This is a genomic window from Streptomyces sp. CA-251387 (assembly GCF_050936625.1).
GTDB lineage: Bacteria > Actinomycetota > Actinomycetes > Streptomycetales > Streptomycetaceae > Streptomyces.
Genome location: NZ_JBNJMJ010000001.1, coordinates 879,258 through 903,075, shown reverse-complemented (window position 1 = coordinate 903,075; position 23,818 = coordinate 879,258). Strand labels below are relative to the sequence as shown.

Sequence of the window (23,818 nt, the reverse complement as noted above, 5' to 3'; positions counted from 1 at the left end):
CCCGAGCAGATCACCTACCCGGCCGCCGAACACCCCGCCGCCCCGGCCCTGTTGACGGCCTTCGGCACGCACCCGGCGCACGAGGCCTGCCGCTCTCGAAGCCGGCGGGCGGGAGAGCGGGTGCTGTCTGCCGCCCCCCAGGTCCACCTGCATGGCGGCTTACCCCCTTCATGGTGAAGGGAATGGTGAGGAGGCCCACGAAGGAAGGCACGATCACATGGCGAAGAACACCGTCGTACGGCACAGCGGCGAGGGAAAGGCATTCTGGTTGCTGGACAGCCTCTACGAGGTCAAGGCGTCCGGCGAGGAGACCGACGGCGCGATGACCGTCATGGAGATGACCATTCCAGAGGGGATGGGTCCACCGCCCCACACTCACCCCGGAACCGAGACCATCTACGTGCTGGAAGGAACGCTGCGCCTCCACATCGGCGACGAGGTGTTCGACGGAGGCCCCGGATCGCTCTTCCACATCCCCGAGGGGACGATGGAGCGGTTCGAGCCCACCAGCACGGTGCGCCTCGTGGTCACCTACACGCCGGGCGGCCTGGACAAGTTCTTCGCCGAGGCCGGTGAACCGGCCCAGAGCCACGAGCTGCCCCCGAAGTCGGACTCCCCCCGGATGTCGACCGCTTCATCGAGATCGCCGCACGGTACGGCGTCGACATGCGGCCCATGCCCGGCAGCTAGGACAACGATCCGCTGGGAGCGGGGGCGTCGGCGGGAGCCGGGCGCTCGGCGTACTGGGCCACTCCCTCGCCGAAGGACCAGTCGATCGGTTCGTTCTCGGTCAGCGTGACGAACACGTTCCGCGGCTCGGTCCCCGCGTACTCGTAGGCCAGTTCGGCGATCCGCCGGTACAGCGCCTGCTTCTGCGCCGGGGCTCGCCCGGAGCGCATCGTGATCGCGACGTACACGAGGCCGTCGTCCCGGCGGATGCCGAGATAGCCGTCGTCGTAGCGCAGGGTGCTTCGGCTGCCGTCGTGCCCGACCAGCACCTGGAACCGGTCGTCGGCCGGGATCCCGACGGCTTCCACCAGGGCGTCGTGCACGGCACGGCCGAGGGCGTTCAGCCGTTCGGGGTCGGATCCCAGGGCGTCGATGCGGATGAAGGGCATGGGTGGGGGTCCTCCTTTTCAGGAGCGGCGAGGTCTGGGGACCAGCTCGCCACCGCAGTTGGGGCAGATGTCCCGCATGTCGTCGCTGCACGGCACACAGAAGGTGCACTCGTACGAGCAGATGCGGGCGGGCGCGTCGAGCGGCAGTGCCGCCGTCTCGCAGCGTTCACAGCGATCGCGCATCTCCAGTGCCATGTCCTCGCCTTTCGTCGGGTCCGCAGACCATGGCGGTCTGTCACCTCCCATCCTCTGCAGGCTCGTCGTGGCCGAAAGCGGCCGCCGGGTCAGAGATCAACACGATCGGGCCGGCCGGTCGCGCTCCGGCGCGGACATGTGCAGTACCTCGAACACATCGCCGTCGGTCTTGGGCGTGTCGTGTGCCCAGAGAGAGAAGTGGACGAGCTCCCAGCGGCTGGTGTCCACGGCCGCCGCCGCGAGCACCGCACCGTCCTCGCCGGCCAGCCGCCCGGTCTCCCGGACCGCGGTCGCCATGACATCGCTCAACAGCCCGTCGGACGGAACCGGTTGGCTCCGCCGCACCGCAAACCGCGCCCAGGAGCGCGCGGCGCCGCCCTCCTCGTACGCCAGCCCGGACCACTGCCGGACCGACGGCCGCCCGAAGTCGTCGGCAACGCCCTGGAACGGGCCTCCCCAGAGGAAGGAGTTCATGCCCGCCAAGGTGTTCCACAAATAGAACGGCGCGTACTGGTTCACCGGCGATCCACGCACACCTCGCTCCCGCATCAGATACGCCTTGAAGCCCAGGCCCGGCCACTCGTCGAGCAGATGCCCCTTGCGCGCCACGCGCCGGCGGATGATCTCCATGTCGTAGTCGGCGGGCAGGGTGATTTCGTACTGCATCGCGTGCATAGGGTCGCCTTCCTGGCGAGGAGAGAGAGCCGCCTTCTCAGCGGGGTGAGAGAAGGGCGAGCAAACCCCGGACGCCCGCGTCGAAGGCGGCGGGCGAACCGGACGCGCGGGCGAGGACATAGCCGCCCTGGACGGTCGCGACGATCGTCGCCGCGATGGACTCACCGTCGAGCCCGGGCGCGAACTGGCCCTGCTCCTTGCCCTCCTCGACGATCCCGGCGAGCCGTTCCCGCAGCCAGTCCAGCGTCTCGTCGACGGGTGCCCGCAACTCGTCGCTCGCGATGACGTCCGGGTCCATCGTCAGCCGCCCGATCGGACAGCCGCGCAGCACATCGCGCTCGCGCCGCAGATACGCCTCGATGCGCTGGTACGGCGCACCCGGGGCGTCGAGTACTCCCGCCGCGGTAGCCCGCATCTCCTCGGCGGTCCGCCGGATCGCGGCCAGCGCGAGATCCGGCTTGCCCTTGAAGTGGTGGTACATACTGCCCTGCCCGGCGCCGGCCCGCTCCAGGATGGCCTTGGGGCTGGTGCCCACATAGCCGCGCTCCCACAGCAGCTCCCGGGTGGACTCGATCAGTCGGTCCGAGGTGCTCATACCGTCACTGTACATACTAGTAGTTACAGAAGTCGAGCCCTTCAGGAGCAGCGGAACCAGCCCCGCGTACTCCCCGCGAGGTACGCGCACTGCCGCTGGCCGTACGACGACCCGGGCCCCTCCCCGGCGCGACTCTCGAGACATCACCGAACAACCCACCCTCATCCGAACCGACTCGGGAGATGACTCGAGATGCAGACGCTGGCGCACTTCGCCGACGGCGGCCCCGGCCCGTGGATCCTCTTCTTCCCGCTCATCTGGGCGGCCGTCGTGATCGGCGGCATCACGCTGCTGCGCCGCACCGTGTGGCGCGGACGCCGTGGCCCCGGGCGGTCGGCCCCCGACGACAACTCACCGATCACCGTGCTCGGCCACCGCTTCGCCTCCGGCGAGATCGACGAGGACGAGTACTGGCGCCGCCTGTCCGTCCTGGACGAGCAGTTCGGCCGTACGGGCAAGGGCGGTGCGGCATGACGACCACGACCACCACGACAAGCACGCCGACGGCCGCCCGCGTCGTCGACGCCGTGAAGGTGTACGGCACCGGCGACACCGGCGTGAGGGCCCTGGACGGGGTGAGCGTCGACTTTCCGGTCGGCCGCTTCACCGCGATCATGGGGCCCTCGGGCTCCGGCAAATCCACCCTCATGCACTGCGCGGCAGGCCTCGACACGCTCACCGCGGGCACCGCCCACATCGGCGACACGGACCTGAGCACCCTCGACGACCGCCGCCTGACCCTCCTGCGGCGCGACCGCGTCGGCTTCGTCTTCCAGGCGTTCAACCTGGTGCCGACACTGACCGTCGCGGAGAACATCACGCTGCCCCTGGACCTGGCGGGCACCAAGGGCGACCGGGAGTGGATCGACGCGCTGATCGACGTCGTCGGCCTGCGCGACCGCCTCCACCACCGCCCCTCCGAACTCTCCGGCGGCCAGCAGCAACGCGTCGCCGTGGCAAGGGCGTTCGCGGGGCAGCCGGACGTCGTCTTCGCTGACGAGCCCACCGGAAACCTCGACTCCCGCTCCGGCGAGGAGGTGCTCGGCCTGCTCGGCCGGGCGGTGCGCCAGACGGCCCGCACGGTCGTCATGGTCACTCACGACCCCATGGCCGCCGCCCACGCCGACGAGGTCGTGTTCCTCGCCGACGGGCGCCTGGTCGACCGTATGGAATCCCCGACCGCGGACAAGGTCCTGGACCGCATGAAAGCCTTCGAGGTGCCGTCATGACCGCCAGGAACGCCATGAACGCCTCCGTCCGCCTGAGCGTGTCCTCCCTGCGCGCCCACAAGCGCCGCTTCGCCGGTACGTTCCTCGCGGTCTTCCTCGGGGTCGCCTTCCTGGCCGGAACCCTGGTCATGGGCGACACCCTCCGCGCCGGCTTCGACACCATGTTCGGCAACGCGACCAGCGGCACGGACGCCGTCGTCCGCAGCGCCGACGCCATCACCACGCCCGGCGAGAGCGAGGGCGTCCGCGAACCCGTCGACACGGGCCTGGTGAGCACGATCGAGAAGGTCCCCGGGGTCGCGGCCGCCGCGCCCAACATCCAGGGCGCCGGCCAACTCGTGGGCAAGAACGACGACCCCATCGGCGGCCAGGGCCCGCCCACCCTCGCCGGCAACTGGATCACCGACCCGGACCTCAACCCGTACCGGCTGGCGGAGGGCCGCGCCCCGCAGAAGTCAGGTGAGGTCGTGGTCAACCGAGGTACGGCCGAGAAGGGCCACCTGAAGATCGGCGACACCACAACCCTGCGCACACCCGACCCCGTCAAGGTGACCATCGTCGGCCTCGCGACCTTCGGCGGCGAGGACGGCATGGCCCAGGTGACCTTCACCGGCATGACCCAAGCCGACGCCGAGAAGTACCTCACGGCAAAGCCCGGCGAGGCGGCGAGCATCCAGGTCCGGGCCGGCCCCGGCGTGAGCCAGCAGGAATTGGTCGACAAGCTGACTCCCACCCTCCCCAAGGGCGTTGAGGCCATCACCGGTCAGGAGTCGGCCGAGGAGAACACCGACATGATCGCCAGCCAGTTCCTGACGATCTTCACCACCTTCCTCCTGGTGTTCTCCGGCGTAGCCCTCCTGGTGGCGACCTTCTCCATCCACAACACCTTCGCGATCGTCGTGGCCCAACGCACCCGTGAGAACGCCCTGTTGCGCGCCCTGGGCGCCTCACGCCGCCAGGTCACCGCGTCGACCCTCGTCGAGGCGACCGCCGTGGCCGTCGCCGCGTCCGCGGCCGGCCTCGCGGGCGGCATCGGCATCGCGGCCGGCCTCCAGGCACTCTTCCCGGCGATCGGATTCCCCTTCCCCGAGGGCGACTTGGTGGTGAAGACCCTCTCCATGGCCCTGCCCCTCGCGGTCGGCATCGTGGTCTGCCTCGGCTCCGCGCTGCTGCCCGCCGTACGCGCAGGCCGCACCGCACCGCTGGCCGCCCTGCGCGAGACGGACGTGGACACCTCCGGCGCCTCCCGCCCGCGCGCAGTCACCGGCCTGGGCCTCCTCGCCCTCGCGATCGGCGTGACGCTCACCGGCGTCCTGCTGTCCCCGTCCCTCTGGCTGGCGGGCACCGGCGCCGTCCTCGCTCTGGTCGCCTTCGTGGTCCTCGGCCCGGTCGCGTCGACCACGGCCGTACGCATCCTCGGCGGTCCCCTCGACCGGCTGCGCGGCGTCACCGGCGGCCTCGCCCGGCGCAACGCCCTGCGCAGCCCGAAGCGGACGGCCGCCACCGCGAGCGCCCTGATGATCGGCGTGGCAGTCGTGTCCCTCTTCACGGTGTTCGGCGCCTCGCTGAAGGCGACGATGGACCAGACGGTGTCCCGCTCGTTCGCCGGTGACGTCGCCGTGAGCACCCCGTCGTTCGGCGCGGGCGGCAGCGGACTGAGCCCCCGGCTCGCCGACGCCGTACAACGGCTGCCCGAGGTGGACACGGCCGTGGGCCTGGGCCGAGGCGTCGCCGAAGTCGACGGCAAGGGCCGCGCCCTGACGGTCACCGACCCGGTCGCGTTGGAACGCACCTTCGACCTGGGCGAGATCCGGGGCTCCCTGAAAGACCTCGGAACGGACGGCATCGCCCTCACCCAGAAAGAGGCCGACAAACAGCACCTGACGACGGGCGACAAGACCCGCCTCACCTTCACCGACGGCCGGCAGCAGACCTTCACGGTCCAAGCGGTCTACGGCCAGTCCGAACTCGCCGGCGACTACGTCATCACCCGCGACGCCTGGGCCCCGCACCGCACCCAGGACGCCGACACCCTGGTCGCCGTCTCCTTCAAGGACGGCGTGAGCACGGACACGGGCAAGGCGGCGGTGGAGAAGATCGCAGCACAGTACGGCAACCCGGAAGTCCAGACCCGGGACGAGTACGCGCAGTCCTCGGCCGGCGGCATCGACATGATGCTCACCCTCGTCTACGCACTGCTCGCCCTGGCGGTACTCATAGCCCTCCTCGGCATCGCCAACACCCTCACCCTGGCCCTCCACGAACGCACCCGCGAACTGGGCCTGCTGCGAGCCGTGGGCCAGACGCGCTCCCAGCTACGCGCGATGGTCCGCTGGGAGTCGGTCCTGGTCGCCGCCTTCGGCACGGCAGGCGGCCTCACTCTCGGCGCCTTCCTCGGCTGGGTACTGGTCAAGGCCTCCGACGGCGCAAGCGACAGCGCCTTCGCCTTCGCGATGCCACCCCTGCAACTCACGGTGGTGGCCCTGGTAGGCCTGACAGCAGGAGCCCTGGCGGGCCTACGCCCGGCACACCGCGCGGCACGCCTGGACGTACTGAGGGCCATCGCCACGGAGTGACCCCTCACCGCTGGGCGGCCCCAGCTGCGCCAACGGCCGCCCGACGGCCAACAGGTCCAAGGGCAAGTGCCCACCAACAGCCACTGTCCCAACGACACCGGCATGTGGCGCCCCGTAGGCGACCGAACCATTCAAAGGGTGAGGGTGCTTGGAGCCACCGCCGGAACGATTCAAAGACCGAGGTCGCACCAGAGCCACCGCCGGAACCATTCAAACGCCGACGCTCCCTCGGCCAACCACCACCCCCACCCCCTCACCGCCCGATCAGCCGACAACGGCCGACCGGGCGGGAGCATGTTCCGGCCTGCGCAGATCGACCCGCGCCCCGACCTCCGCAAACCGTCGCACCGGCTTCTCCACGGCCGTCCGCTGCGGTGGCCGCGAGGCCTCGGCCCGTGCCGCGGCGACGGGTGTCGGCAGCGTGAACCACACGACCTTGCCGGAGTCGCCGTCCGGCCGCACGCCCCAGCTCTCGCTGACGGCGGCCACCATCGCCAGCCCGCGCCCACAGGTGGCGAGCGCGTCCGCGTCCTTGACGTCGGCGACCGGCAGTCGCGGGTCGTGGTCGCGCACCGAGATCATGAGCCGGTCGAGCAGCAGCTCGATCTCGACGGTGCACATCTTGTCCGGCTCTGCGTGCTGGTGGACGTTGGTCAGCAGCTCGGTCAGACCGAGTGCGGCGCGGTCTATCAACGGGTCCAGATGCCAGTAGCGCAACTGCGCCGAAAGGATTCTGCGGACCTGGCCGATCCGCGACGGCAGGGCTTGGAGCTCCACCGTGCAGTGCCTGCTTGGGTAACTGATCACGGCTGCGACTCCCCGACTGAAGAGGTCCGGAAGAACACGGAGTACGGATCCAGCAGGGTGCTTGAAGGAAACGGCCGCCTGCTGTCGTGGCCGGCGGGCTGGTTCGCAGCGTTATCGCCGGTAAACCCAGAGTGACGTGAGACCAGCGTGACGCAAGGGACGCGGTATCGCAACTCCCGGTGACTCAGCCCTTACGCCCCGCAGCCTTCCGTACGGCCTCGATGAACCGGCGCGCCGCAGGGGGACCGGGTTCCCCCGGCGCGGGGTCGTGATCGCCCAGCGTCAGCGAGTAGCGCTTGCCGTTGAGGTCGGCCAGCGCCTTGTCGTCCGGGGCGAACCAGGGCTTGGACGCCCGCACCGCCTGCACCGGCGCGCTGTCTATCTCGCTGCCGTAACTGGTGAGCAACTGCACCCTGCCGTCGCTGATCCGCACCTGCCCGGCCCGGGTCAGCGAGCGCAGCCGCTTCCCGATTCGCACGCCCGTGGCCGTGAACTCCGGCTCCGCCATGCCCCGCCCCCTTGTGCGCGTCGGTGTGCCGGCTCCTTCTGCGTCAGTGCGGCCGGCCCTGGTCGTGATCCAGTGTGCCCCCGTTCGGGATCGTCGTCCCGTCCGGAGCAGTGTGCCCGCGTCCCGTGGCGAGCACCAGTACGCCCGTCATGGCTGACCGGGGGCGCTCGGAGCACTCGCGTGAATGCGCCCCCAGGGGCCGCGTGAGACCAACGGGCCAGGGATGCCTTTGAGGCTCTCAAAGGTGTGTTTATGCAGGTGAGAAGCGTGCGGAAGATGTTTATGCTCGAAGCGACGGCCGCGCGAGTCGCCGCTGCCGCACAGCATGAGGAGCAGCGCCGTGAGCACCATCCAGCAGATCCCGTCCGGCGTGACCCTCGACGTCGACCACAGCGACGCCGCCTACCGCGACTGGCTGAAAGAAGCCGTCCGCAAGGTCCAGGCGGACGCCAACCGTTCGGCCGACACACACCTCCTGCGCTTCCCGCTGCCCGAGCACTGGGGCATCGACCTTTACCTGAAGGACGAGTCGACCCACCCGACCGGCAGCCTCAAGCACCGGCTCGCCCGCTCGCTCTTCCTCTACGGCCTGTGCAATGGCTGGATCCGGCCGGGCCGCCCGGTGATCGAGGCGTCCAGCGGCTCGACGGCCGTGTCGGAGGCGTACTTCGCGAAGCTGATCGGCGTGCCCTTCATCGCGGTCATGCCGCGCACGACGAGTGCCGAGAAGTGCCGCCTGATCGAGTTCCACGGCGGGCAGTGCCACTTCGTGGACGACTCGCGCAAGATGTACGAGGAGTCCGCCCGCCTCGCGGTGGAGACCGGCGGCCACTACATGGACCAGTTCACCTACGCCGAACGGGCCACGGACTGGCGCGGCAACAACAACATCGCCGAATCGATCTTCCGCCAGCTGCGCCTGGAGCGGTTCCCGGAGCCCGCGTGGATCGTCGCCACGGCCGGCACCGGCGGCACCTCCGCGACCATCGCCCGCTACGTCCACTACATGCAGCACGACACCCGCATCTGTGTCGCCGATCCGGAGAACTCGTGCTTCTTCGAGGGCTGGACCACCGGCGATCCGGACGTCACCTGCGACTGCGGCTCCCGCATCGAGGGCATCGGCCGACCCCGCATGGAACCCAGCTTCGTGCCGGGTGCCGTCGACCGGATGATGAAGGTCCCGGACGCGGCGAGCGTGGCCGCCGTACGGGCCTTGGAGCAGTCCATCGGGCGCAAGGCGGGCGGCTCGACGGGCACCGGTCTGTGGAGCGCCCTGAAGATCGTCGCCGAGATGGTGGCCGAGGGACGGCACGGGAGCGTGGTGACGCTGTTGTGCGACCCGGGGGACCGGTACCTCGACAAGTACTACTCGGACGCGTGGCTGGCGGAGCAGGGCCTGGACATCGCACCGTACTCGGCGGCCATCGAGCAGCTGCTGGCGACGGGCGTGTGGCCTGAGTGACCTGCGAGCCGCAGGGTCTGTCCGACACATTCCCGCGTGCTGGGCGCGACCCCTGTCACGCCCTAGCGCGCCCCCGACGCCAGCCGCCGGTCCAGTGACGTCACCGCGTTCCGAAACGCCCGGCCGAGGCCGGCCCGGGCGAGACCGACGGTGAACCGGAAGGGTGCCGTGCCGTCCGCCGCGAACGTCCACTGCACGCGCGTGCCCGTGCCCGCCGGGGCGAGCCGCCACTCCTCGACCAGGGCCCGCGCTCCCGGCGCGTTGGTGACGTCGACGCGGTAGGCGTACACCTCGGGGCTCTTCGCCGCGAGGATCGTCTCCTCGAAGCGCGTACCGCCCCGGAGCCGGACCTCACGCCGGGCCCCGTCGTCCAGCGGCCGGGCCAGCGTCACCGCAGAGAACCACTCCGCCCAGCCCGGCACGTCCTCGGCGATTGCGCGGAAGACCGGCTCCGGGGGAGTGGAGATCTCCCGCGCGAAGACATGTCGTACCGGCGCGCTCGCGACGAAGTCGAGCCCCACCTCACGCAGCAGGTGAGCCATGGACGAAACCCCCTATGCCGACACCGCACCGGGCAGCGTCACCATAGCTGGCGCCCCGTCAGATGTCTGCACCGCCCGCCGGTGCCTGCCTCAGATGTCCTCGTCCTCGTCGGGCTCGCCCGCCACCACCAGCCGCCTCAGGTGCTCGGAGATCTCCGAGCGCGCATCCGCCGGCAGCCCGGCGTCCGTCACCAGCGTGTCGACCTGCTCCAGCGTCGCGAACGAACTCAGCCCCACCACACCCCACTTGGTGTGGTCGGCGATCACCACGACCCGGCGCGCCGACTGCACCAGACGCCGGTTGGTCTCGGCCTCCGCGAGGTTCGGTGTGGACAGGCCGGCCTCGACCGATATCCCATGCACACCGAGGAACAGCACGTCGAAGTGGAGCGTCCCGATCGCCTGGTCGGCGACCGGGCCCACCAGCGAGTCGGACGGCGTGCGCACCCCACCGGTCAGCACGACCGTGGCCGCGCCCTGCCGGGGCCCGTCGTGCGCTGCGCGGCGTGGAAGACGTCGGCGACCCGCACCGAGTTCGTGACCACGGTCAGGTCCGGGACGTCGACCAGCTGGTGCGCCAGCGCGAACGTCGTGGTGCCACCCGACAGTGCGATCGCGGAACCCGGCGCGACCAGCTCGGCCGCGGCCCGCGCGATGTCCTCCTTGGCCGTGAGCTCCAGACCCGACTTGGCCTCGAAGCCCGGCTCGTGCGTGCTCGCCTCGACCACCGGGACCGCGCCGCCGTGCACCTTCTCCAGCACGCCCTGCCGGGCGAGCGCGTCCAGATCGCGGCGCACCGTCATGTCCGACACGCCGAGCTTGCGGGTCAGCTCGTTGACGCGCACCCCGCCTCGGCGCCGTACCTCGTCCAGGATCAGGGCGCGCCGCTGCTCCGCGAGGAGGTTCTGATTCTCACTCACGTACGCTCCGGTCCTTTCGTAGCCTCAAGCCGTCCGACACGCCGGTCGCACCTGCTCCTACGGGCACATTCTCCCCGTTCAGGGTGCGCGGGCGTCCCATCCTCGCACGGGTGGGTACCAGGGGCGCCACCGACTGTCCCGACGCGCGCATGCCACGTCTGCGACTTTCCGTTCCCCTGTTCTTCACAAGGAACGGGGAGATTCCGTGACGACAGGTGTACAAGGAGTTCTCAGCGGAGATCCTTGTGCCCGCACGGACAGAGGCCGAAGGCTCGTCACGGGGGAAGTGCGAACAGTGGAACGTGCTCAGGAACGCGCCGCGATGAAGGGGGCGGGAGCCGCAACCGCCCTGGAACTCCTGGTCCACGGTGTCGGCGGCACGACACCGCAGGAGATGCTCGACGATCCGCGCACCGTGCGGATCACCGGCGACGACACGGCCGCCGTCTTCCGGCGGGCCGAGGACGTCGACGCCGAATCCAGACCGGACGACTACCGGGGCAGACCGGTGCCCGAGGCGTACGTCTGGTGCAACCTGACCTCGGGAAACAGCGCACGGGCCCTGTGGCTGCTGTTACTGCCGTTCATGGTGGTCAACCTCGCTCACTGGATGCGCCCCACCGCACCGGGCCGTGAGCGCACCGTGCGCTTCTACGGCCTGCTCGTGCGGCTGGCGGGACTGACCCTGACGGTGCTGCTCGTCGCGGCGGCCTGCGAGGTCGCCCTGGACCTCGCGGCCTGGCAGTGCGCGGGCACGCGCGCGTGCGCCGACCGGCACAGCTGGCTGGGCTTCCTGTCGCCCGAGGCCTCGGAGGGCGGCTGGTGGAGCCGCCCCGGCCGCAGACTCGCTCTCGCGGCCGTCGTTCCGGCCGCGCTGACCGGTCTGCTGTGGTACCTCTCGCGCCGCACCTGGAGCGCGTACGAGTCCCAGCAGCCGATGTCCCGCGAGCCCGAGCCCGACGAGGAGCCCGGCCGCACCTCCCTGGGCCGCCCCGGCTTCTGGTACGGCCGTCGCCTGGTCGCCCGGCTGCGCGCCGCACACACCGCCGCCGGCCTGCTGACGGTCGCCGCGGCGGTCGGCTCGGCCGCCGCACGTTTCGACCGGCGGTCCGGCGACCCCGTACTGCTGGACGCGCTCGGGTGGCTGCTGGAAGCGGCGATCGTCGCCGGGGCAGCCGTCGTGGTGTGGGTGGTCTGCCGCCGGGGCCGCAGCGAGAACCGCCTCGATCAGGAACTCGACGAGCATCTCGTACGACGCCTGCCGCTCGCCTCCCTGCTCCTGCTGCTGCTCGCCCTGGTGTACGCCGGGTGGGAGCGCCCGAGCTGGCAGTCCGAGGGCCGCCTCCCCGGTGACGCCACCTTCGGCGCCATCGCCTTCCTCCAGGGCCTGCTCGTGATCGTCCTCGGCGTCGTCGCCCACCTCCTCCACCGCACCGAGCCCGACCCGCGCGCCGCGATGCGGGGCCTGGGCGGACCGGCCGTGGCGATGCTGGCCTGCGCGCTCGGTGGCGTGATGTCCGGCGGGGTGTCCCAGCGGGTGGCCGACTGGCTGGACGGCACGGGCACGTCCATCGACGGTCCACCGGTCCTGCTGACCTGGCAGGCGTCGGTCATCCCGCCGCTGCTGGTCCTTCTGCTGCTGCTCTTCGGCTGGCTGGCATGGCGGGCCTGGCTGCTGCGCCGCACCGAGCTCGGCACGGTGGAGCTCGACTACGCCGGCGAGCCCCGGGACACGGCACGCACCCGCCGTATCGCCGGCACGCGCGCGATGGCCACGCTCACCGACCGCGCCCCTCTCGTCGTCGCCGTCACCTCCACCGCGACCCTGCTTCTCGGCGCCGGAGCTCTGGTCGGCGCCCTGACCAGCGACAAGACACCGGGCGGGGCCGCCGAGGGGACGCACGCCTTCGTGCACGGCGCCGCGCAGACCGCGCAGGCGCTGGGCTCCTGGCTGATCGGGTTCGGCTTCATACTGTTCGTCACCTGGGGACGGCGCGCCTACAAGGACGCCTCCGCGCGCCGCACCATCGGCATCCTGTGGGACGTCGGCACGTTCTGGCCGCGCGCCGCACACCCCTTCGCGCCGCCCTGCTACGCCGAACGCGCCGTGCCCGACCTGACCTGGCGGATGGCGACCTGGACCCGCGCCGAGGACGGCCGCAGCCTCGTCATCTCCGGGCACTCCCAGGGCAGTGTGCTCGCGGCCGCCGCGGCCTGGCAGCTGACGCCCGCCGACCGCAAGCGAGTCGCGCTCCTCACCTACGGCTCACCCCTGGAGCGCCTCTACGGCCGCTGGTTCCCGGCCCACTTCGGCCCGGCCGCCCTCTCCTCGCTGCATGCCGAGGTCGACTGCTGGCGCAACCTGTACCGGCTCACTGACCCGATCGGCGGGCCGGTCCACCTGACCGGTGACGACTGCGGCCCCGAGGTGGACCGCGAGGCCCTCAAGGACCCGCTGGCGTACGGCCGTACACCCGAGCATCCCTTGCCGGCCCCGATCCTCGGCCATGGCGACTACCAGGCAGACCCGGCGTTCGCGGAGGAACGGGAGCGACTGCTGGCGCGGCTGCGGCCGGGGGTGCCGGGGCAGCGGGTGTAGGCGGTGGGGGAGGAGTGAGCCGGGCGGGGCTGTGAGCGGGGGGCAGTTGCGTGGTCGGCTGTGCAGTGCCTTTTGCGGTTGGCGTGCCGAATGTCTGGCTCAGTCGCCTTCGGGGCGCCACATGCCGGTGTCGTCGGCCCGGTGGAGGTTGGTGGGCACTTGCCGTTGGTTTGATGAGGGCTGGCCCAGGCTGTTTGGGCTAGGCCTGCAATGGTGTGATCGCCATGCTCAGGGCAGCTCCGGCAGGTCCTCCGCGTACAGCAGGGTCAGATCGTCCGTGCTCGGTTCGTCCAGTTGGGCGACCCGGCCCGCGTGCCGTTCCACCATCGCCTCGAAGGTCTGGCGTGCCGTGCGGCCGTTGCCGAAGGCCGGGCCCTTGGGGATGGCCGTGAAGTACTTCAGCAGGGCTTCGGCGAGGCCGGGGCCGAGCCGGTACTCGTGCTCCTCGGCCTGCTGCTCGACGATGCGCAGCAGTTCTTCGGGGCCGTAGTCGCTGAAGGTGATGGTCCGTGAGAAGCGGGATGCCACGCCCGGGTTGACCGACAGGAAGCGCTCCATTTCGGCCGTGTAGCCCGCGACGATCACCACGACCGCGTCCCGGTGGTCCTCCATCAGCTTCACCAGCGTGTCGATGGCCTCCTTGCCGAAGTCCCGGCCGGAGTCCTCCGGCGACAGCGCGTATGCCTCGTCGATGAACAGCACACCGCCGCGGGCCTTGTCGAAGGCCTCCTGCGTGCGGATCGCCGTGGAGCCGATGTGTTCGCCGACCAGGTCGACGCGGGACACCTCGACCAGGTGGCCCTTCTCCAGGACGCCGAGGGAGGCGAGGATCTCGCCGTAGAGGCGGGCGACCGTCGTCTTGCCGGTGCCGGGGGAGCCGGTGAAGACCAGGTGGCGCTTGACCGACGCCGCCTTCAGGCCCGCCTGCTGACGGCGCCGGCCCACCTCGATCATGTCGGTGAGGGCGCGCACCTCGCGCTTGACGCTGTCGAGGCCCACCAGCGCGTCCAGTTCACCGAGGACGGCCTTGGGGGTCCGCGTCGGCGCCTCGGGCTGCGGGGCGGCGATGAGCGGTTCCTGCTCGGTGTTGCGCTGGCCGGGGATCGCGCCGAGGAGGCCGGGGGACTGGCTCACTGTCTGTACGGCGGGCTCCGGTGCCGGGGTCGGCTGCCTGAGGCCCGCGCTCTCGTCGCTGGTGCAGTCCTCCACGTCGGGGCCCACCCCGGAGGCCGCGTCCGGGCCGCCGTCGGCGAACTCGTACCCGCCGCGCGCGCACCGCTCCGTACGGCACTTCTTCAACGTCGTACGGCAGCCGTCGATCACATGGAAGCCGTAGCCGGCGCTGCCCCTGACGCGGCAGTTCAGAAAGGTGCCGCGGCCGCCCGCCGAGACGTAGAACCCGGCCTCCGCCGGGGACTCGACCGTGCAGCGCTCGATGGTGGGGTCGGCGCCCTTGGTGACGATCACGCCGGTCTGGGTGCCGTCCAGGGTGCAGTTGTTCAGGGTGCCGCCGCTGCCGTGGTCGCGGAACCAGGCGCCGGTCGCCGCGTCGCGGATGCGGCAGTCGTCGAGCTGGGCGGTGGCGCCGTCGCTCACCGACACGGCCGTGTTGCGCACTTGGGACAGGTCGCTGTCGACGACGTCCGCGCGCGAGCCGCGGTCGAGGACGAACAGGGCGTCCGGCACGTCGTGCACCCGGCAGGAGTCCAGCACCGCGGTGGCGCCGTCGCTGACCCACACCGCGGGGTAGTCGCCGGTGCTGTCGAAGATCTCGCACTGGTTGGCGTCCACGCGCGTGCCCGGATCCCATACCGACAGGCCGTTGCGCCCGAACTGACGCACCGTCGTGCGGGTCAGGGTGAGCACGGAGCGGGAGCGCAGGTCGACGGCGTTCTCCGGGATGTCGTGGATACGGCAGTCGGCCAGGGTCAGCACGGCGTCCGTGTCGAGGGTGACGCCGTCGGCAGTGGTGCGGTGCACATCGCAGTCGGTGAGGTGGGCGGTGGCCCGGCCGGTGACCTGGACGCCGGAGCCGCGGACCTCGTAGATCTCGCAACCCACCGCCTCCAGCGCGGAGTTCTCGCCGGTCGCCGTCAGCCCCGAGCCCGAGGCGTGGTGGATCCGGCAGCGCCCCAGGCGGGGGTGGGCGCCGCCGCGTACGGCGATGCCGGCCTGGCCGGCCGCGACGACCTCGCACTCCTCGAACACGCCGCCCCCGCCGTCGAGTACGGCGATGCCGATGCCCGCGGGATTGTCGACGGTGCACCGCCGCACGGTGGGCCGCGCGCCGCCGCGCACCTCGATTCCGGCCGCGGACCGCGTGACGATCCGGACGTCCGACAGCTCCGGGGCGCCTTCTTCGACCAGCAGCGCGGGCGCCGCCGCGTCCTGGCCCTCCACATGCAGGTCCTGGACCACCGCCGAGGCGCGCACCGTCAGCGGCACACCGTCCACGGGCGCGATGCGCACCGAACCCGGGGAGCCCTCGGGGCCGCGCAGGGTCACCGCCCGCTGGACGACGAGGTTCTCCCGGTAGGTGCCGGGCGCGACGGTGAGGACGTCACCGTCGGCCGCGGCCTCCAGGGCGGCGGCGAGCGATGCGTACTCACCCGTGCGGCGCCGCCACCGCGATGTGCCGGTGTGCGTCACCTGGACCGTGCCCTGTGCCATGGCGTTGATGTGCCCCCACCTCGTCGTACGCGGGTTGTGCTGCCGAAGAGTTCGGCCGGTCCACCGTAGCGTGCGCGCGGACGGTGGGTTGACCAGAGCCGGAAGGCCGTCAACTGCCGGTGCCGGTCCGGCCCCAGTCCGGACCCGCCTTGTCCCACGCCTGGTCCCAACGCGCGTACCGGCGAAGGACCATGCGCCAGACGATCAGCCGTCTGCTGCCCTCGACGAGGCCGGCGGCGATCAGCGCCGCGCCGACGCCGGCGAGCACGGCGTGCGTGGCCGCGGTGGCGGAATCCAGTGGGCGGGCCACCGTGCGGCCCTGGCGGTCCGTCCATATCGTGAAGTGGTCGCCGGGCTGGGGGGTGTCGATGCTCGTCATGACCGGCGCGCGGTGCGTGCTGCCGTCGGGTGCGGTCCAGTCGGCCACGACCCGGGTGCGCATGTCCCGGCCGGTGGAGGTCTCGGGGTCGGCGTCCAGGGGGGAGCCGTCCGCCTTGCGGACCACGGTCGCCGTCACCAGGTGCCGGGCCGCCCGCTGTTCGCGCACCGACTCCTGCAGGGCGTCCTGGGCGAGGCCGCCGATCAGGGAGCCGGCCAAGGGCGTGACGACCAGGATCAGCAGCAGGGCCGCGAGGGCGAGCCAGGCCTCGACCAGATCGGTCGTACGGCACAGCGGATTGTGCCGCCAGCGCCAGAGTCCGCTGATCGCCCGCATCGACCGGCCACCCCCTTCCCGCTCCGTGATAACCCCTCACAGAGCCGTTCACCCACGGGCCCGGCGAAGAGAGAGCGAAATCACCCGCGCCCAGGGCCTCTCATTCACGAACACCCCAACGCGCGGGCCCCCGGCCCCGGTTCCCGCACGCCGTCGCCCGGCGGGATCCTTCTCAGCCGAGCATCCTGACCGGGCTCAGTCGAGGGTGGTGACCTCAGTCGAGGATCGTGACCGGGTCACCGATCCGGATCGTGCCGCGAGACAGGGGCACGAGGTTCTGTCCGAACACCAGCTTGCCGTCCAGACGTCGGTGCCTGCCCAGGGTGTTCAGGGGTTCCCTGCCGCGCTCGGCGGTGGCCTGGTCGGTCGTGGTCACCACGCAGCGCCCGCACTTCTTCGGGACACGGAAGGTGACCTCGCCGATGGCGATGCGCGACCAGTCGTCCTCGGCCCAGGCCGCGGTGCCCGACACGACCACGTTGGGCCGGAAGCGGTTCATGGGCAGCGGGCCCTCGTCGGCGTGGTCGCCCTGCGCGATCAGGGAGTTGAGGGCATTCAGCGAGGTTGCCGAGGTGAGCAGCAGCGGGTAGCCGTCGGCGAAGGAGACCGTCTCGCCCGGCAGCGCGTACTCCGGGTCGACGGGGCGGCGGGTGGCGGGGTCGTCCATGTGAGCGAGGCGTATCTCCTCGCCGAGATAGGCGCTGCACCAGGCGTGCGCGGCGTCGTCCTCGGCGAGAACGGCCTCGACCTTGTCCCGGAAGATCTCCACCGGCACCGTACCGACCGGACGCGGTACCGGCACCGTCAGCGGATCCATGCCGGGCGCGGTCAGCCGAACGCCGCCGCCGGGCAGCGGCTCGACGGCGGCCAGCGCGAGGCGCGGTCGCTGGCGCTGGGTGACGACCTTTCCCCCGTCGTCGATCAGCACCCAGCGTCGGTCTCCGGCCAGCCCCCAGGGCTCCACGACGGCCTCCCGGGGCGCAATGCCCCGGCACGCCTTGACCGGATGAAGGTGAATCGACTGCAGCTGCGCATGCCCCATGGGGCCATCGTGCCAGGTGGCACCGACAGCCCGGGGGAACGGGTCAGTAGCCGCGGTACTGCTGGTTGTTGTACGGGTCCTGGTAAGGAGCCGCGGCGGGGCGGGGAGCCGCGGGGCGCATCGCCTCGTAGCCCATGCCGCCGGGCGCCACCGGACGAGGCTGCTGAGCCTGCGGACCCGGGTAGCCACGCGGCGCGGCCGCCTGCTGCGGGATGTACGCCGCGGGCGCCTGCTGCAGCGGAGCGGGCTGCTGCGCCTGCGGATAACCGTAGGAGGGCTGGGACGGTGCCGCCGGGAGGGCGGGCAGTGCGGAAGGCAGCGCGGGCAGGCTGCTGCCCGGCATGTCGTACGCGGCGGGGACCCGGATCGGGGCGATCTGCGGGGTGCCCCGCTCGGCCACGAGCGAGTCGTAGATCGGAGTGTCCGGGAAGGAGGCGGAGTAGTAGCCGCCGCCATAGGTGGAGCGGGGGGAGGTCATGGCGCATACGTTAAGCCCACGATGTGCTGGTTGGGGAGACCGATAAGAGGGTTGTTTTATGTGTCCGCGGTGACGCCGGATCCCCAATGCGAGCGAACTTGGCAAAAAGGGACGCCAATCGGCGCTCGGATCGTGTAAATGCCGAGTTCCGAGTGGGTTACCGGGGGTTGGCCTCCAGGTTCCTGTGCTCCACGTGGGAGTTCGCCGGGAGCGGGGAATAGGTTGGCCCTGGAGAAGAACCCGACGAGCTGCCGGGACGTGCCTGGCGCGGTGACCCGTTAATGGGGGCGGACATGTCAATGCCGAAAGGATCGAATGCTCCGGTGCCGACGACGGCGCTGCGGGTCGAATTGGGCTGGCGTTCCGGGCCGGGAGTGCCCGACGCGGACGCCTCGGCTCTGCTGCTGGTCGGCGGGAAGGTCCGCTCCGACGGTGACTTCGTCTTCTACAACCAGCCCGAGCACTCCTCCGGCGCCGTCCGCCACGAGGGCAAGCGGGACGCCTGCGGGCGGGTGACCGACAGCCTGCTCGTCGACCTCGCGCGCGTGGAGCCCGCGATCGAGACCGTCATCCTCGCCGCCTCCGCGGACGGCGGTGCGTTCGGCCAGGTGCCGGATCTGTCCATCGAGGTCAAGGAGGCCGCCCAGGGCACCGTCGTCGCCCGTTTCGACAGCATGGGCGCCACCGTTGAAACCGCTTTCGTCCTCGGCGAGTTCTACCGTCGCCAGGGCGCCTGGAAGTTCCGTGCCGTCGGCCAGGGCTACAGCAGCGGCTTGGAGGGCCTGGCCACCGATTACGGCATCACGGTCGACGAACCCCAGCAGGCGGTCCCCGCCGCGCCGCCCGTGGCCACGCCGGCCGCTTCGCAGGTGACCGCGCCCCCGACGGTGGCGCCCCCCGCCATGCCGCCGGTTCCCCCGCCCACGCCCCAGGCGGCGCCGATCAGCCTGAGCAAGGTGACGCTCACCAAGGCGTCCCCCTCGGTCTCGCTGACGAAGCAGGGCGGCACATCGGGATCCATGCGCGTGAACCTCAACTGGCAGGTACGCAAGCAGTTCTCGGGCTGGGCGAGCAAACTGGGCCGACCCGTCGCCATGCACAACGACCTCGACCTCGACCTGTGCGCCCTGTATGAGCTCACCGACGGCAGCAAGGGAGTCATCCAGTCCCTCGGCAACGCCTTCGGCGCCCTGCACCAGCCGCCGTACATCCACCTCGACGGCGACGACCGCACCGGCGCCGTGGCCAGCGGTGAGAACCTCACCATCAACCTCGACCACCAGCGGGCCTTCCGGCGCATCCTGGTCTTCGTGACCATCTACCAAGGGGCGCGCTCCTTCGCCGACCTGAACGCCACGGTCACTCTTACCCCCCAGCACGGCGCCCCGATCGACTTCTCGCTCGACGAGTGCACGGTCCCCTCGACCGTGTGCGCGCTCGCCCTGATCACCAACACCGGCAGCGACCTGATCGTCCAGCGCGAGGCCCGCTACCTGGTACCCGAGCGCGGAGTGAGCCCGCAGCGCACGGTCGACTACGCCTACGGATGGGGCATGAACTGGACGCCTGGCCGCAAGTAGTCAGCCCTCGTCGGGCACGGCGTCGGGACGCGTGTAGGTCCGCCCCTTCCAGGCCGCGCCGCGCCCCCGGTAGTGCTGCACCGCGGAATCGACCGTCATCAGGAGGTAGAGGAACGCGGTGAACGGCAGCAGCGGAGCGAGCCACAGCGGCTGGCGGTAATAGCGGAGCATGGGCACATACGTCCCGGTCATCACCAGCCACGCGATACCGCCGACGGCCGCCGTCGCCGTATCCCCCACGACCGCCCCCGCGACAACGGCCACGGGCGGTGCCAGATACACCAGCGCGAGCCCGGCGACCGTGCCGGCCAGGACCAGCGGGTTGTGCCGCAACTGTGCGTACGCGCTGCGCGACACCATCCGCCACAGGTCCCGCAGCCGCGGATACGGGCGCACGCTGGCCACCCGCTCGGCCAGCCCCAGCCAGATGTGTCCGCCGCCGCCCTTGACGGCCCGCGCGAGCGCCACGTCGTCGATGACCGCGTGCCGGATGGCGTCGGGAATGCGTGCCCGCTCGGCGGCCTCGGCGCGCAGCAGGACGCAGCCGCCCGCCGCGGCCGCCGTCCGCGCCCCCTTCTTGCCGATCCGGCGGAACGGATACAGCTGCGCGAAGAAGTACACGAAGGCCGGCACGACCAGCCGCTCCCACAGGCTCTCCACCCGCAGCCGGGCCATCTGCGAGACGACGTCGAAGCCCCCGGCGCGCGCCGCCGCGACCAGATCGCGCAGGCTGTCGGGCGCATGCGCGATGTCGGCGTCCGTCAGCAACAGGTACTCGGGGGCACGCGCGCGTGCCAGGCCGATGCCGTGCCGCACCGCCCACAGCTTGCCGGTCCAGCCCGCGGGCGGCTCGCCGGGGGAGTCCACCGTCAGCGGGACCCCACCGTGCCGCCGCGCGATCTCGCGCGCCAGGTCCCCGGTGCCGTCCGAACTGCCGTCGTCGATCAGGAAGACCTCCGCGCGCCCCGGGTAGTCCTGGGCGAGCAGCGGCGGCAGGCTCGAGCCGAGCACCGCGGCCTCGTCGCGCGCCGGTACGACGACGCAGACGGACGGCCACTCGTCCGGTTCGACGCGCTCCGGCAGTCTGACGTCGGTGCGCCAGAAGAAGCCCTGGCAGAGCAGCAGCCACAGCCAGGCGGCGAGTGATCCGGCGGCGGTCCACGCGATGGCGCTCACGCGCGCAGTCTGCCCCACCGGACCAGCGCGTAAGGGCCCATCGTCTATCGTGGCCGGGTGAAGATCGCGCTGATGGACTCCGGAATCGGCTTGTTGGCGGCCACCGCAGCGGTACGACGCCTGCGACCCGACGCAGATCTCGTGCTCTCCCTCGACCCCGACGGCATGCCCTGGGGTCGGAGGACCCCCGAGGGCCTCACACAGCGCGCGCTGGCCGTTGCTGAGGCCGCCGCAGCGTACCGGCCCGACGTGCTGATCGTCGGCTGCAACACCGCGACCGTGCACGCCCTGCCCACTCTGCGCGCTCGACTCGAACCCGGCATCCCGGTCATCGGTACGGTCCCGGCGATCAAGCCGGCCGCGGCCGGTGGCGGTCCCTTCGCGATCTGGGCCACGCCCGCCACCACCGGCAGCCCCTACCAGCGCGGCCTCATAAAGGACTTCGCCGACGGTGCGGCCGTCACCGAAGTGCCGTGCTTCGGGCTGGCCGAGGCGGTCGAACACGCGGACGAGACGGCGATCGAGGCCGCCGTCGCCGCGGCCGCGGCGCTGACCCCCAAGGACGTCACGACCGTCGTCCTGGGCTGCACGCACTACGAGCTCGTCGCCGAGCGCATCCGCACCGCCGTCCAGCGCCCCGGCTTCCCGCCCCTCGTTCTGCACGGCTCCGCCGGAGCCGTCGCCGCGCAGGCGCTGCGCCGGCTCGGCGAGCAGCCCGCCCCCGAGGCCGCGGCGAGCGGCACCCTGACCGTGCTGCTGAGCGGACGCGAGGGCACGCTCCCCGAGCCCGCCCTCGCCTACGACGAAGGCCGCCTCCTGCAGGAGATCAGCCCCGCACGGTGACCGACGGTCATTGAGAGGACGCTGTGGCTCGAACCTGGTCCGGTCGGTGCAGTCACCCTCCGCAGCGCGGTACCAGCGCAGCGAAACCTGAGTAACCTCATAGGCATGAGGGACCACCCCCACGGCAGGAAGCCGTACCCCGATGTCTGGACCGGGCGGGCGACCAACCGGGTCCAATGGCTGCTGGCGCTCGTCGGTGCGGCCTGCATGGCGCTCGGGATCGAGCTGGCCGTCGACTCACCGTGGACGGACGGCGTCGCCCCGCTCGTCATGGCCGTCGTCGGCTGCATCGCCGCCGGACTGCTGGTCCTCTTCGGCACGCTGGCGTTCGTGCACGTCGCCCTGAAGGTCGACCAGGAGTGCCTCGAGGTGCGCTGTGGTCACATCGGTGTGCCGCGCCGCCGCATCCCCCTGTCGGAGGTGGTGGGCGCCGACTTCGTCCCGCACGTCACTCCGCGCCACTGGGGTGGCTGGGGCTATCGGTGGCGGCCCGAGAAGGGCACCGCGGTCGTCGTACGGCGGGGCGAGGGCCTGATCCTGAGGCTGTGGGACGGTCATACGTTCACGATCACCGTGGACGACGCGGAGGCGGCCGTACGCGTCATCCGGGACCGGTTGCGGACACGGGCGCCCGGCACGGCGCACTGAGCATCGCCCGGCACGGCGGATGGAGGACGACGATCCCGTCGTCACCGTGCGGGCCTTCGACAGTCATGTAGTGGCTGCCGCCGGGCCGCGCGCCAGGTCAGGGGACCGGCCGGTCGCCACGCACGCGTACGTCGTCTTCGCGCTGCGCTGAACCGCCTGCCAGCGGCCGCGCCGTGGCCAGACCCGCCAGCAGACCCGCCCCCACCGAGACCGAGGTGAAGCTGAGCGCGTTGCCGACCGCGGCGATCGCCGCCACCGCCGTCAGGGCGGCGCCCGCGGTCAGCGCGACCGGTGTGGGGCGCGCGGTGCGCCACAGCGCGAACAGCATCCAGCCGAATGCCGCCCCCAGCAGGAGCAAGCCGACGACTCCCTGTTCCGCCACCTGCTGCAGGGGCGCCGAGTGCGGCTTGCCGTCGGACAGCAGTGTCCCGGTCGCCGTCGTGCTGAGCTCGCCGAACCGTCCCGGGCCCACGCCCAGAGCAGGGTCGTCGTGCGCCAGATGCAGGGCGTCCTGCCACAGCTGGATGCGGTGCCGCGTCAGCTGACCTTCCAGCCAGGAGGCGAACCCGCCGGGCAGCGCGTGCCCGGCGACCGCCCAGATCAGTCCGGTGACCGCGGTGGCGGTCAGGGCCAGTGCGGCGATGCCCACCCCGCGATGGCGGAGGTGGCCGGCGGCGAGCGAGCACAGCACGACGGCGGTGCAGGTGACGAAGCCCGTCGTCGAGCCGAGGGCGGCCGCGGTCACCGCGATACCGGCGGCCAGCATGCGCAGGGCCAGTCGCAGAACCGGTGCCGAGGCGGCCCAGGCGGCGCAGCACGCGGCGCCGGCGGACAGGGTCAGTACGGCGGCGGTGGCCCCGGAGTGGCCCAGCGGGGTGACGATCTGCGGCCCGGGGGCCAGGTGCGGGACGGTCAGCGTCAGGCTCACTCCGGCCAGTGCTCCGGCGCAGGGCGCGGCGACCGGCAGGAGCGCCCCGCCGATCCGCCCCGCGGCGTAGCCGGCGGCCACGGCGAGGATCGCGAGCAGCACACCCTCGGGGCGGCCGGCGTGCACGGCGGCCGAGATCAGCGACCAGGTGGCGCAAGCCCCCAGCACGACCACACCCGCAGCATCAGAAACGTTTCGTCTGTCGCCGGTCTCCTCCGGACCCACCGCAGACGCCATCCCCGTGACACCCACCCCGCCCCCCGAACCCGGTCCCCCGACCTGTGACGGACCCCGCCGCCCGGACCTGACCGGCCAGTACGACTGAGGCTCCGGCATACCGTAACGGCTGATGGCCGATTTGTGGACGTGTTGTGCAGGAGGGGTGCGTCACCTGCGTGCGGAGGGGTCGGCCCAGGTTGTCAGCTCGCTCGGCGTCGTTGGGCCGCTGGGCCCGCCCAGGCCGTCGCCGCCGTGGCGAGTGCGTCAAGGTCGCCGAGGGCGACCGCCCT

Annotated in this window: 22 protein-coding genes and 1 pseudogene; 9 read left to right on the top strand and 14 right to left on the bottom strand. The window is 71.6% G+C overall.

The features are described from left to right. Positions 1 to 151: 151 nt before the first annotated feature. On the top strand, positions 152 to 799 hold the full coding sequence (locus ACQEV2_RS03965) for a cupin domain-containing protein (protein ID WP_433036544.1): 648 nt from the start codon (positions 152 to 154) through the stop codon (positions 797 to 799). Here ACQEV2_RS03965 and ACQEV2_RS03960 read toward each other — a convergent pair. The 4 genes from ACQEV2_RS03960 to ACQEV2_RS03945 form a co-directional block, all read right to left on the bottom strand. Next, positions 687 to 1,118: a tautomerase family protein gene (locus tag ACQEV2_RS03960; protein WP_433036542.1), complete on the bottom strand. Its 432-nt coding sequence runs from the start codon at positions 1,116 to 1,118 to the stop codon at positions 687 to 689. The two genes, ACQEV2_RS03965 and ACQEV2_RS03960, sit on opposite strands and share 113 nt — an antisense overlap. 18 nt (positions 1,119 to 1,136) lie before the next feature. After that, positions 1,137 to 1,313 carry a DUF1272 domain-containing protein gene (locus tag ACQEV2_RS03955; protein ID WP_433036540.1) on the bottom strand — a complete coding sequence of 59 codons (177 nt, stop codon included), beginning with the start codon at positions 1,311 to 1,313 and terminating at the stop codon, positions 1,137 to 1,139. A gap of 96 nt (positions 1,314 to 1,409) precedes the next feature. After that, positions 1,410 to 1,988 carry a DUF4865 family protein gene (locus tag ACQEV2_RS03950; protein WP_433036538.1) on the bottom strand — a complete coding sequence of 193 codons (579 nt, stop codon included), beginning with the start codon at positions 1,986 to 1,988 and terminating at the stop codon, positions 1,410 to 1,412. Positions 1,989 to 2,025: 37 nt separating this feature from the next. Beyond that, positions 2,026 to 2,598: a TetR/AcrR family transcriptional regulator gene (locus ACQEV2_RS03945; protein ID WP_433036536.1), complete on the bottom strand. Its 573-nt coding sequence runs from the start codon at positions 2,596 to 2,598 to the stop codon at positions 2,026 to 2,028. A 177-nt stretch (positions 2,599 to 2,775) separates the two neighbouring features. Between ACQEV2_RS03945 and ACQEV2_RS03940 the strand changes: the two genes are divergently transcribed. The 3 genes from ACQEV2_RS03940 to ACQEV2_RS03930 are packed head-to-tail and all read left to right on the top strand — an operon-like array spanning position 2,776 to position 6,388. After that, complete coding sequence (locus tag ACQEV2_RS03940; RefSeq protein ID WP_433036534.1) at positions 2,776 to 3,057, top strand: SHOCT domain-containing protein; 282 nt, start codon at positions 2,776 to 2,778, stop codon at positions 3,055 to 3,057. Beyond that, entirely contained in the window at positions 3,054 to 3,812 is a 759-nt protein-coding gene (locus ACQEV2_RS03935) for an ABC transporter ATP-binding protein (protein ID WP_433036532.1), read from the top strand. Before ACQEV2_RS03940 ends, ACQEV2_RS03935 begins: the two co-directional genes overlap by 4 nt. A gap of 14 nt (positions 3,813 to 3,826) precedes the next feature. Continuing rightward, positions 3,827 to 6,388, top strand: coding sequence for an ABC transporter permease (locus tag ACQEV2_RS03930; protein WP_433054185.1), 2,562 nt, complete (start codon positions 3,827 to 3,829; stop codon positions 6,386 to 6,388). 264 nt (positions 6,389 to 6,652) lie between these two features. Here ACQEV2_RS03930 and ACQEV2_RS03925 read toward each other — a convergent pair whose 3' ends face one another. Together ACQEV2_RS03925 and ACQEV2_RS03920 are read right to left on the bottom strand one after the other, a co-directional pair. Further along, positions 6,653 to 7,195 carry an ATP-binding protein gene (locus ACQEV2_RS03925; protein ID WP_433036530.1) on the bottom strand — a complete coding sequence of 181 codons (543 nt, stop codon included), beginning with the start codon at positions 7,193 to 7,195 and terminating at the stop codon, positions 6,653 to 6,655. Between the two features lie 184 nt (positions 7,196 to 7,379). After that, a complete protein-coding gene (locus tag ACQEV2_RS03920; protein ID WP_398825181.1) occupies positions 7,380 to 7,703 on the bottom strand; it encodes a hypothetical protein in 324 nt (107 codons plus the stop codon). A gap of 340 nt (positions 7,704 to 8,043) precedes the next feature. On the opposite strand from ACQEV2_RS03920, the gene ACQEV2_RS03915 reads away from it, so the two are divergent. Continuing rightward, positions 8,044 to 9,168: a PLP-dependent cysteine synthase family protein gene (locus ACQEV2_RS03915; protein ID WP_433036528.1), complete on the top strand. Its 1,125-nt coding sequence runs from the start codon at positions 8,044 to 8,046 to the stop codon at positions 9,166 to 9,168. A 62-nt stretch (positions 9,169 to 9,230) separates the two neighbouring features. On the opposite strand, the gene ACQEV2_RS03910 is transcribed toward ACQEV2_RS03915, so the two are convergent. Together ACQEV2_RS03910 and ACQEV2_RS03905 are read right to left on the bottom strand one after the other, a co-directional pair. Continuing rightward, the gene (locus ACQEV2_RS03910; RefSeq protein WP_433036526.1) at positions 9,231 to 9,710 is read right to left on the bottom strand and encodes an SRPBCC family protein; all 480 of its coding nucleotides are present in this window, start codon (positions 9,708 to 9,710) and stop codon (positions 9,231 to 9,233) included. A 90-nt stretch (positions 9,711 to 9,800) separates the two neighbouring features. After that, a pseudogene (locus tag ACQEV2_RS03905) lies at positions 9,801 to 10,630 on the bottom strand (DeoR/GlpR family DNA-binding transcription regulator). A gap of 295 nt (positions 10,631 to 10,925) precedes the next feature. On the opposite strand from ACQEV2_RS03905, the gene ACQEV2_RS03900 reads away from it, so the two are divergent. After that, positions 10,926 to 13,229, top strand: coding sequence for a hypothetical protein (locus ACQEV2_RS03900; RefSeq protein WP_433036524.1), 2,304 nt, complete (start codon positions 10,926 to 10,928; stop codon positions 13,227 to 13,229). 228 nt (positions 13,230 to 13,457) lie between these two features. Here the strand turns inward: ACQEV2_RS03900 and ACQEV2_RS03895 are convergent, their stop codons facing one another. The 4 genes from ACQEV2_RS03895 to ACQEV2_RS03880 form a co-directional block, all read right to left on the bottom strand. After that, positions 13,458 to 15,899, bottom strand: coding sequence for a right-handed parallel beta-helix repeat-containing protein (locus ACQEV2_RS03895; protein WP_433036522.1), 2,442 nt, complete (start codon positions 15,897 to 15,899; stop codon positions 13,458 to 13,460). Positions 15,900 to 16,008: 109 nt separating this feature from the next. Then, positions 16,009 to 16,614 carry an Rv1733c family protein gene (locus ACQEV2_RS03890; RefSeq protein ID WP_433036520.1) on the bottom strand — a complete coding sequence of 202 codons (606 nt, stop codon included), beginning with the start codon at positions 16,612 to 16,614 and terminating at the stop codon, positions 16,009 to 16,011. Between the two features lie 214 nt (positions 16,615 to 16,828). After that, a complete protein-coding gene (locus ACQEV2_RS03885) occupies positions 16,829 to 17,656 on the bottom strand; it encodes an MOSC domain-containing protein (RefSeq protein WP_433036518.1) in 828 nt (275 codons plus the stop codon). A gap of 43 nt (positions 17,657 to 17,699) precedes the next feature. Next, positions 17,700 to 18,134 (bottom strand): DUF6643 family protein, encoded by a 435-nt coding sequence (locus ACQEV2_RS03880; RefSeq protein WP_433036516.1) that lies wholly within the window; start codon positions 18,132 to 18,134, stop codon positions 17,700 to 17,702. A gap of 299 nt (positions 18,135 to 18,433) precedes the next feature. On the opposite strand from ACQEV2_RS03880, the gene ACQEV2_RS03875 reads away from it, so the two are divergent. Continuing rightward, complete coding sequence (locus ACQEV2_RS03875) at positions 18,434 to 19,714, top strand: TerD family protein (RefSeq protein ID WP_433054182.1); 1,281 nt, start codon at positions 18,434 to 18,436, stop codon at positions 19,712 to 19,714. Here ACQEV2_RS03875 and ACQEV2_RS03870 read toward each other — a convergent pair whose 3' ends face one another. Beyond that, entirely contained in the window at positions 19,715 to 20,890 is a 1,176-nt protein-coding gene (locus ACQEV2_RS03870; protein WP_433036514.1) for a glycosyltransferase, read from the bottom strand. A gap of 57 nt (positions 20,891 to 20,947) precedes the next feature. Here ACQEV2_RS03870 and ACQEV2_RS03865 point away from each other — a divergent pair, with 57 nt between their 5' ends. Then, entirely contained in the window at positions 20,948 to 21,733 is a 786-nt protein-coding gene (locus ACQEV2_RS03865) for a glutamate racemase (protein ID WP_433036512.1), read from the top strand. A 105-nt stretch (positions 21,734 to 21,838) separates the two neighbouring features. Beyond that, positions 21,839 to 22,381 carry a hypothetical protein gene (locus ACQEV2_RS03860; RefSeq protein WP_433036510.1) on the top strand — a complete coding sequence of 181 codons (543 nt, stop codon included), beginning with the start codon at positions 21,839 to 21,841 and terminating at the stop codon, positions 22,379 to 22,381. Between the two features lie 97 nt (positions 22,382 to 22,478). Here the strand turns inward: ACQEV2_RS03860 and ACQEV2_RS03855 are convergent, their stop codons facing one another. Continuing rightward, complete coding sequence (locus ACQEV2_RS03855; RefSeq protein WP_433036508.1) at positions 22,479 to 23,546, bottom strand: O-antigen ligase family protein; 1,068 nt, start codon at positions 23,544 to 23,546, stop codon at positions 22,479 to 22,481. Positions 23,547 to 23,818: the final 272 nt, after the last annotated feature.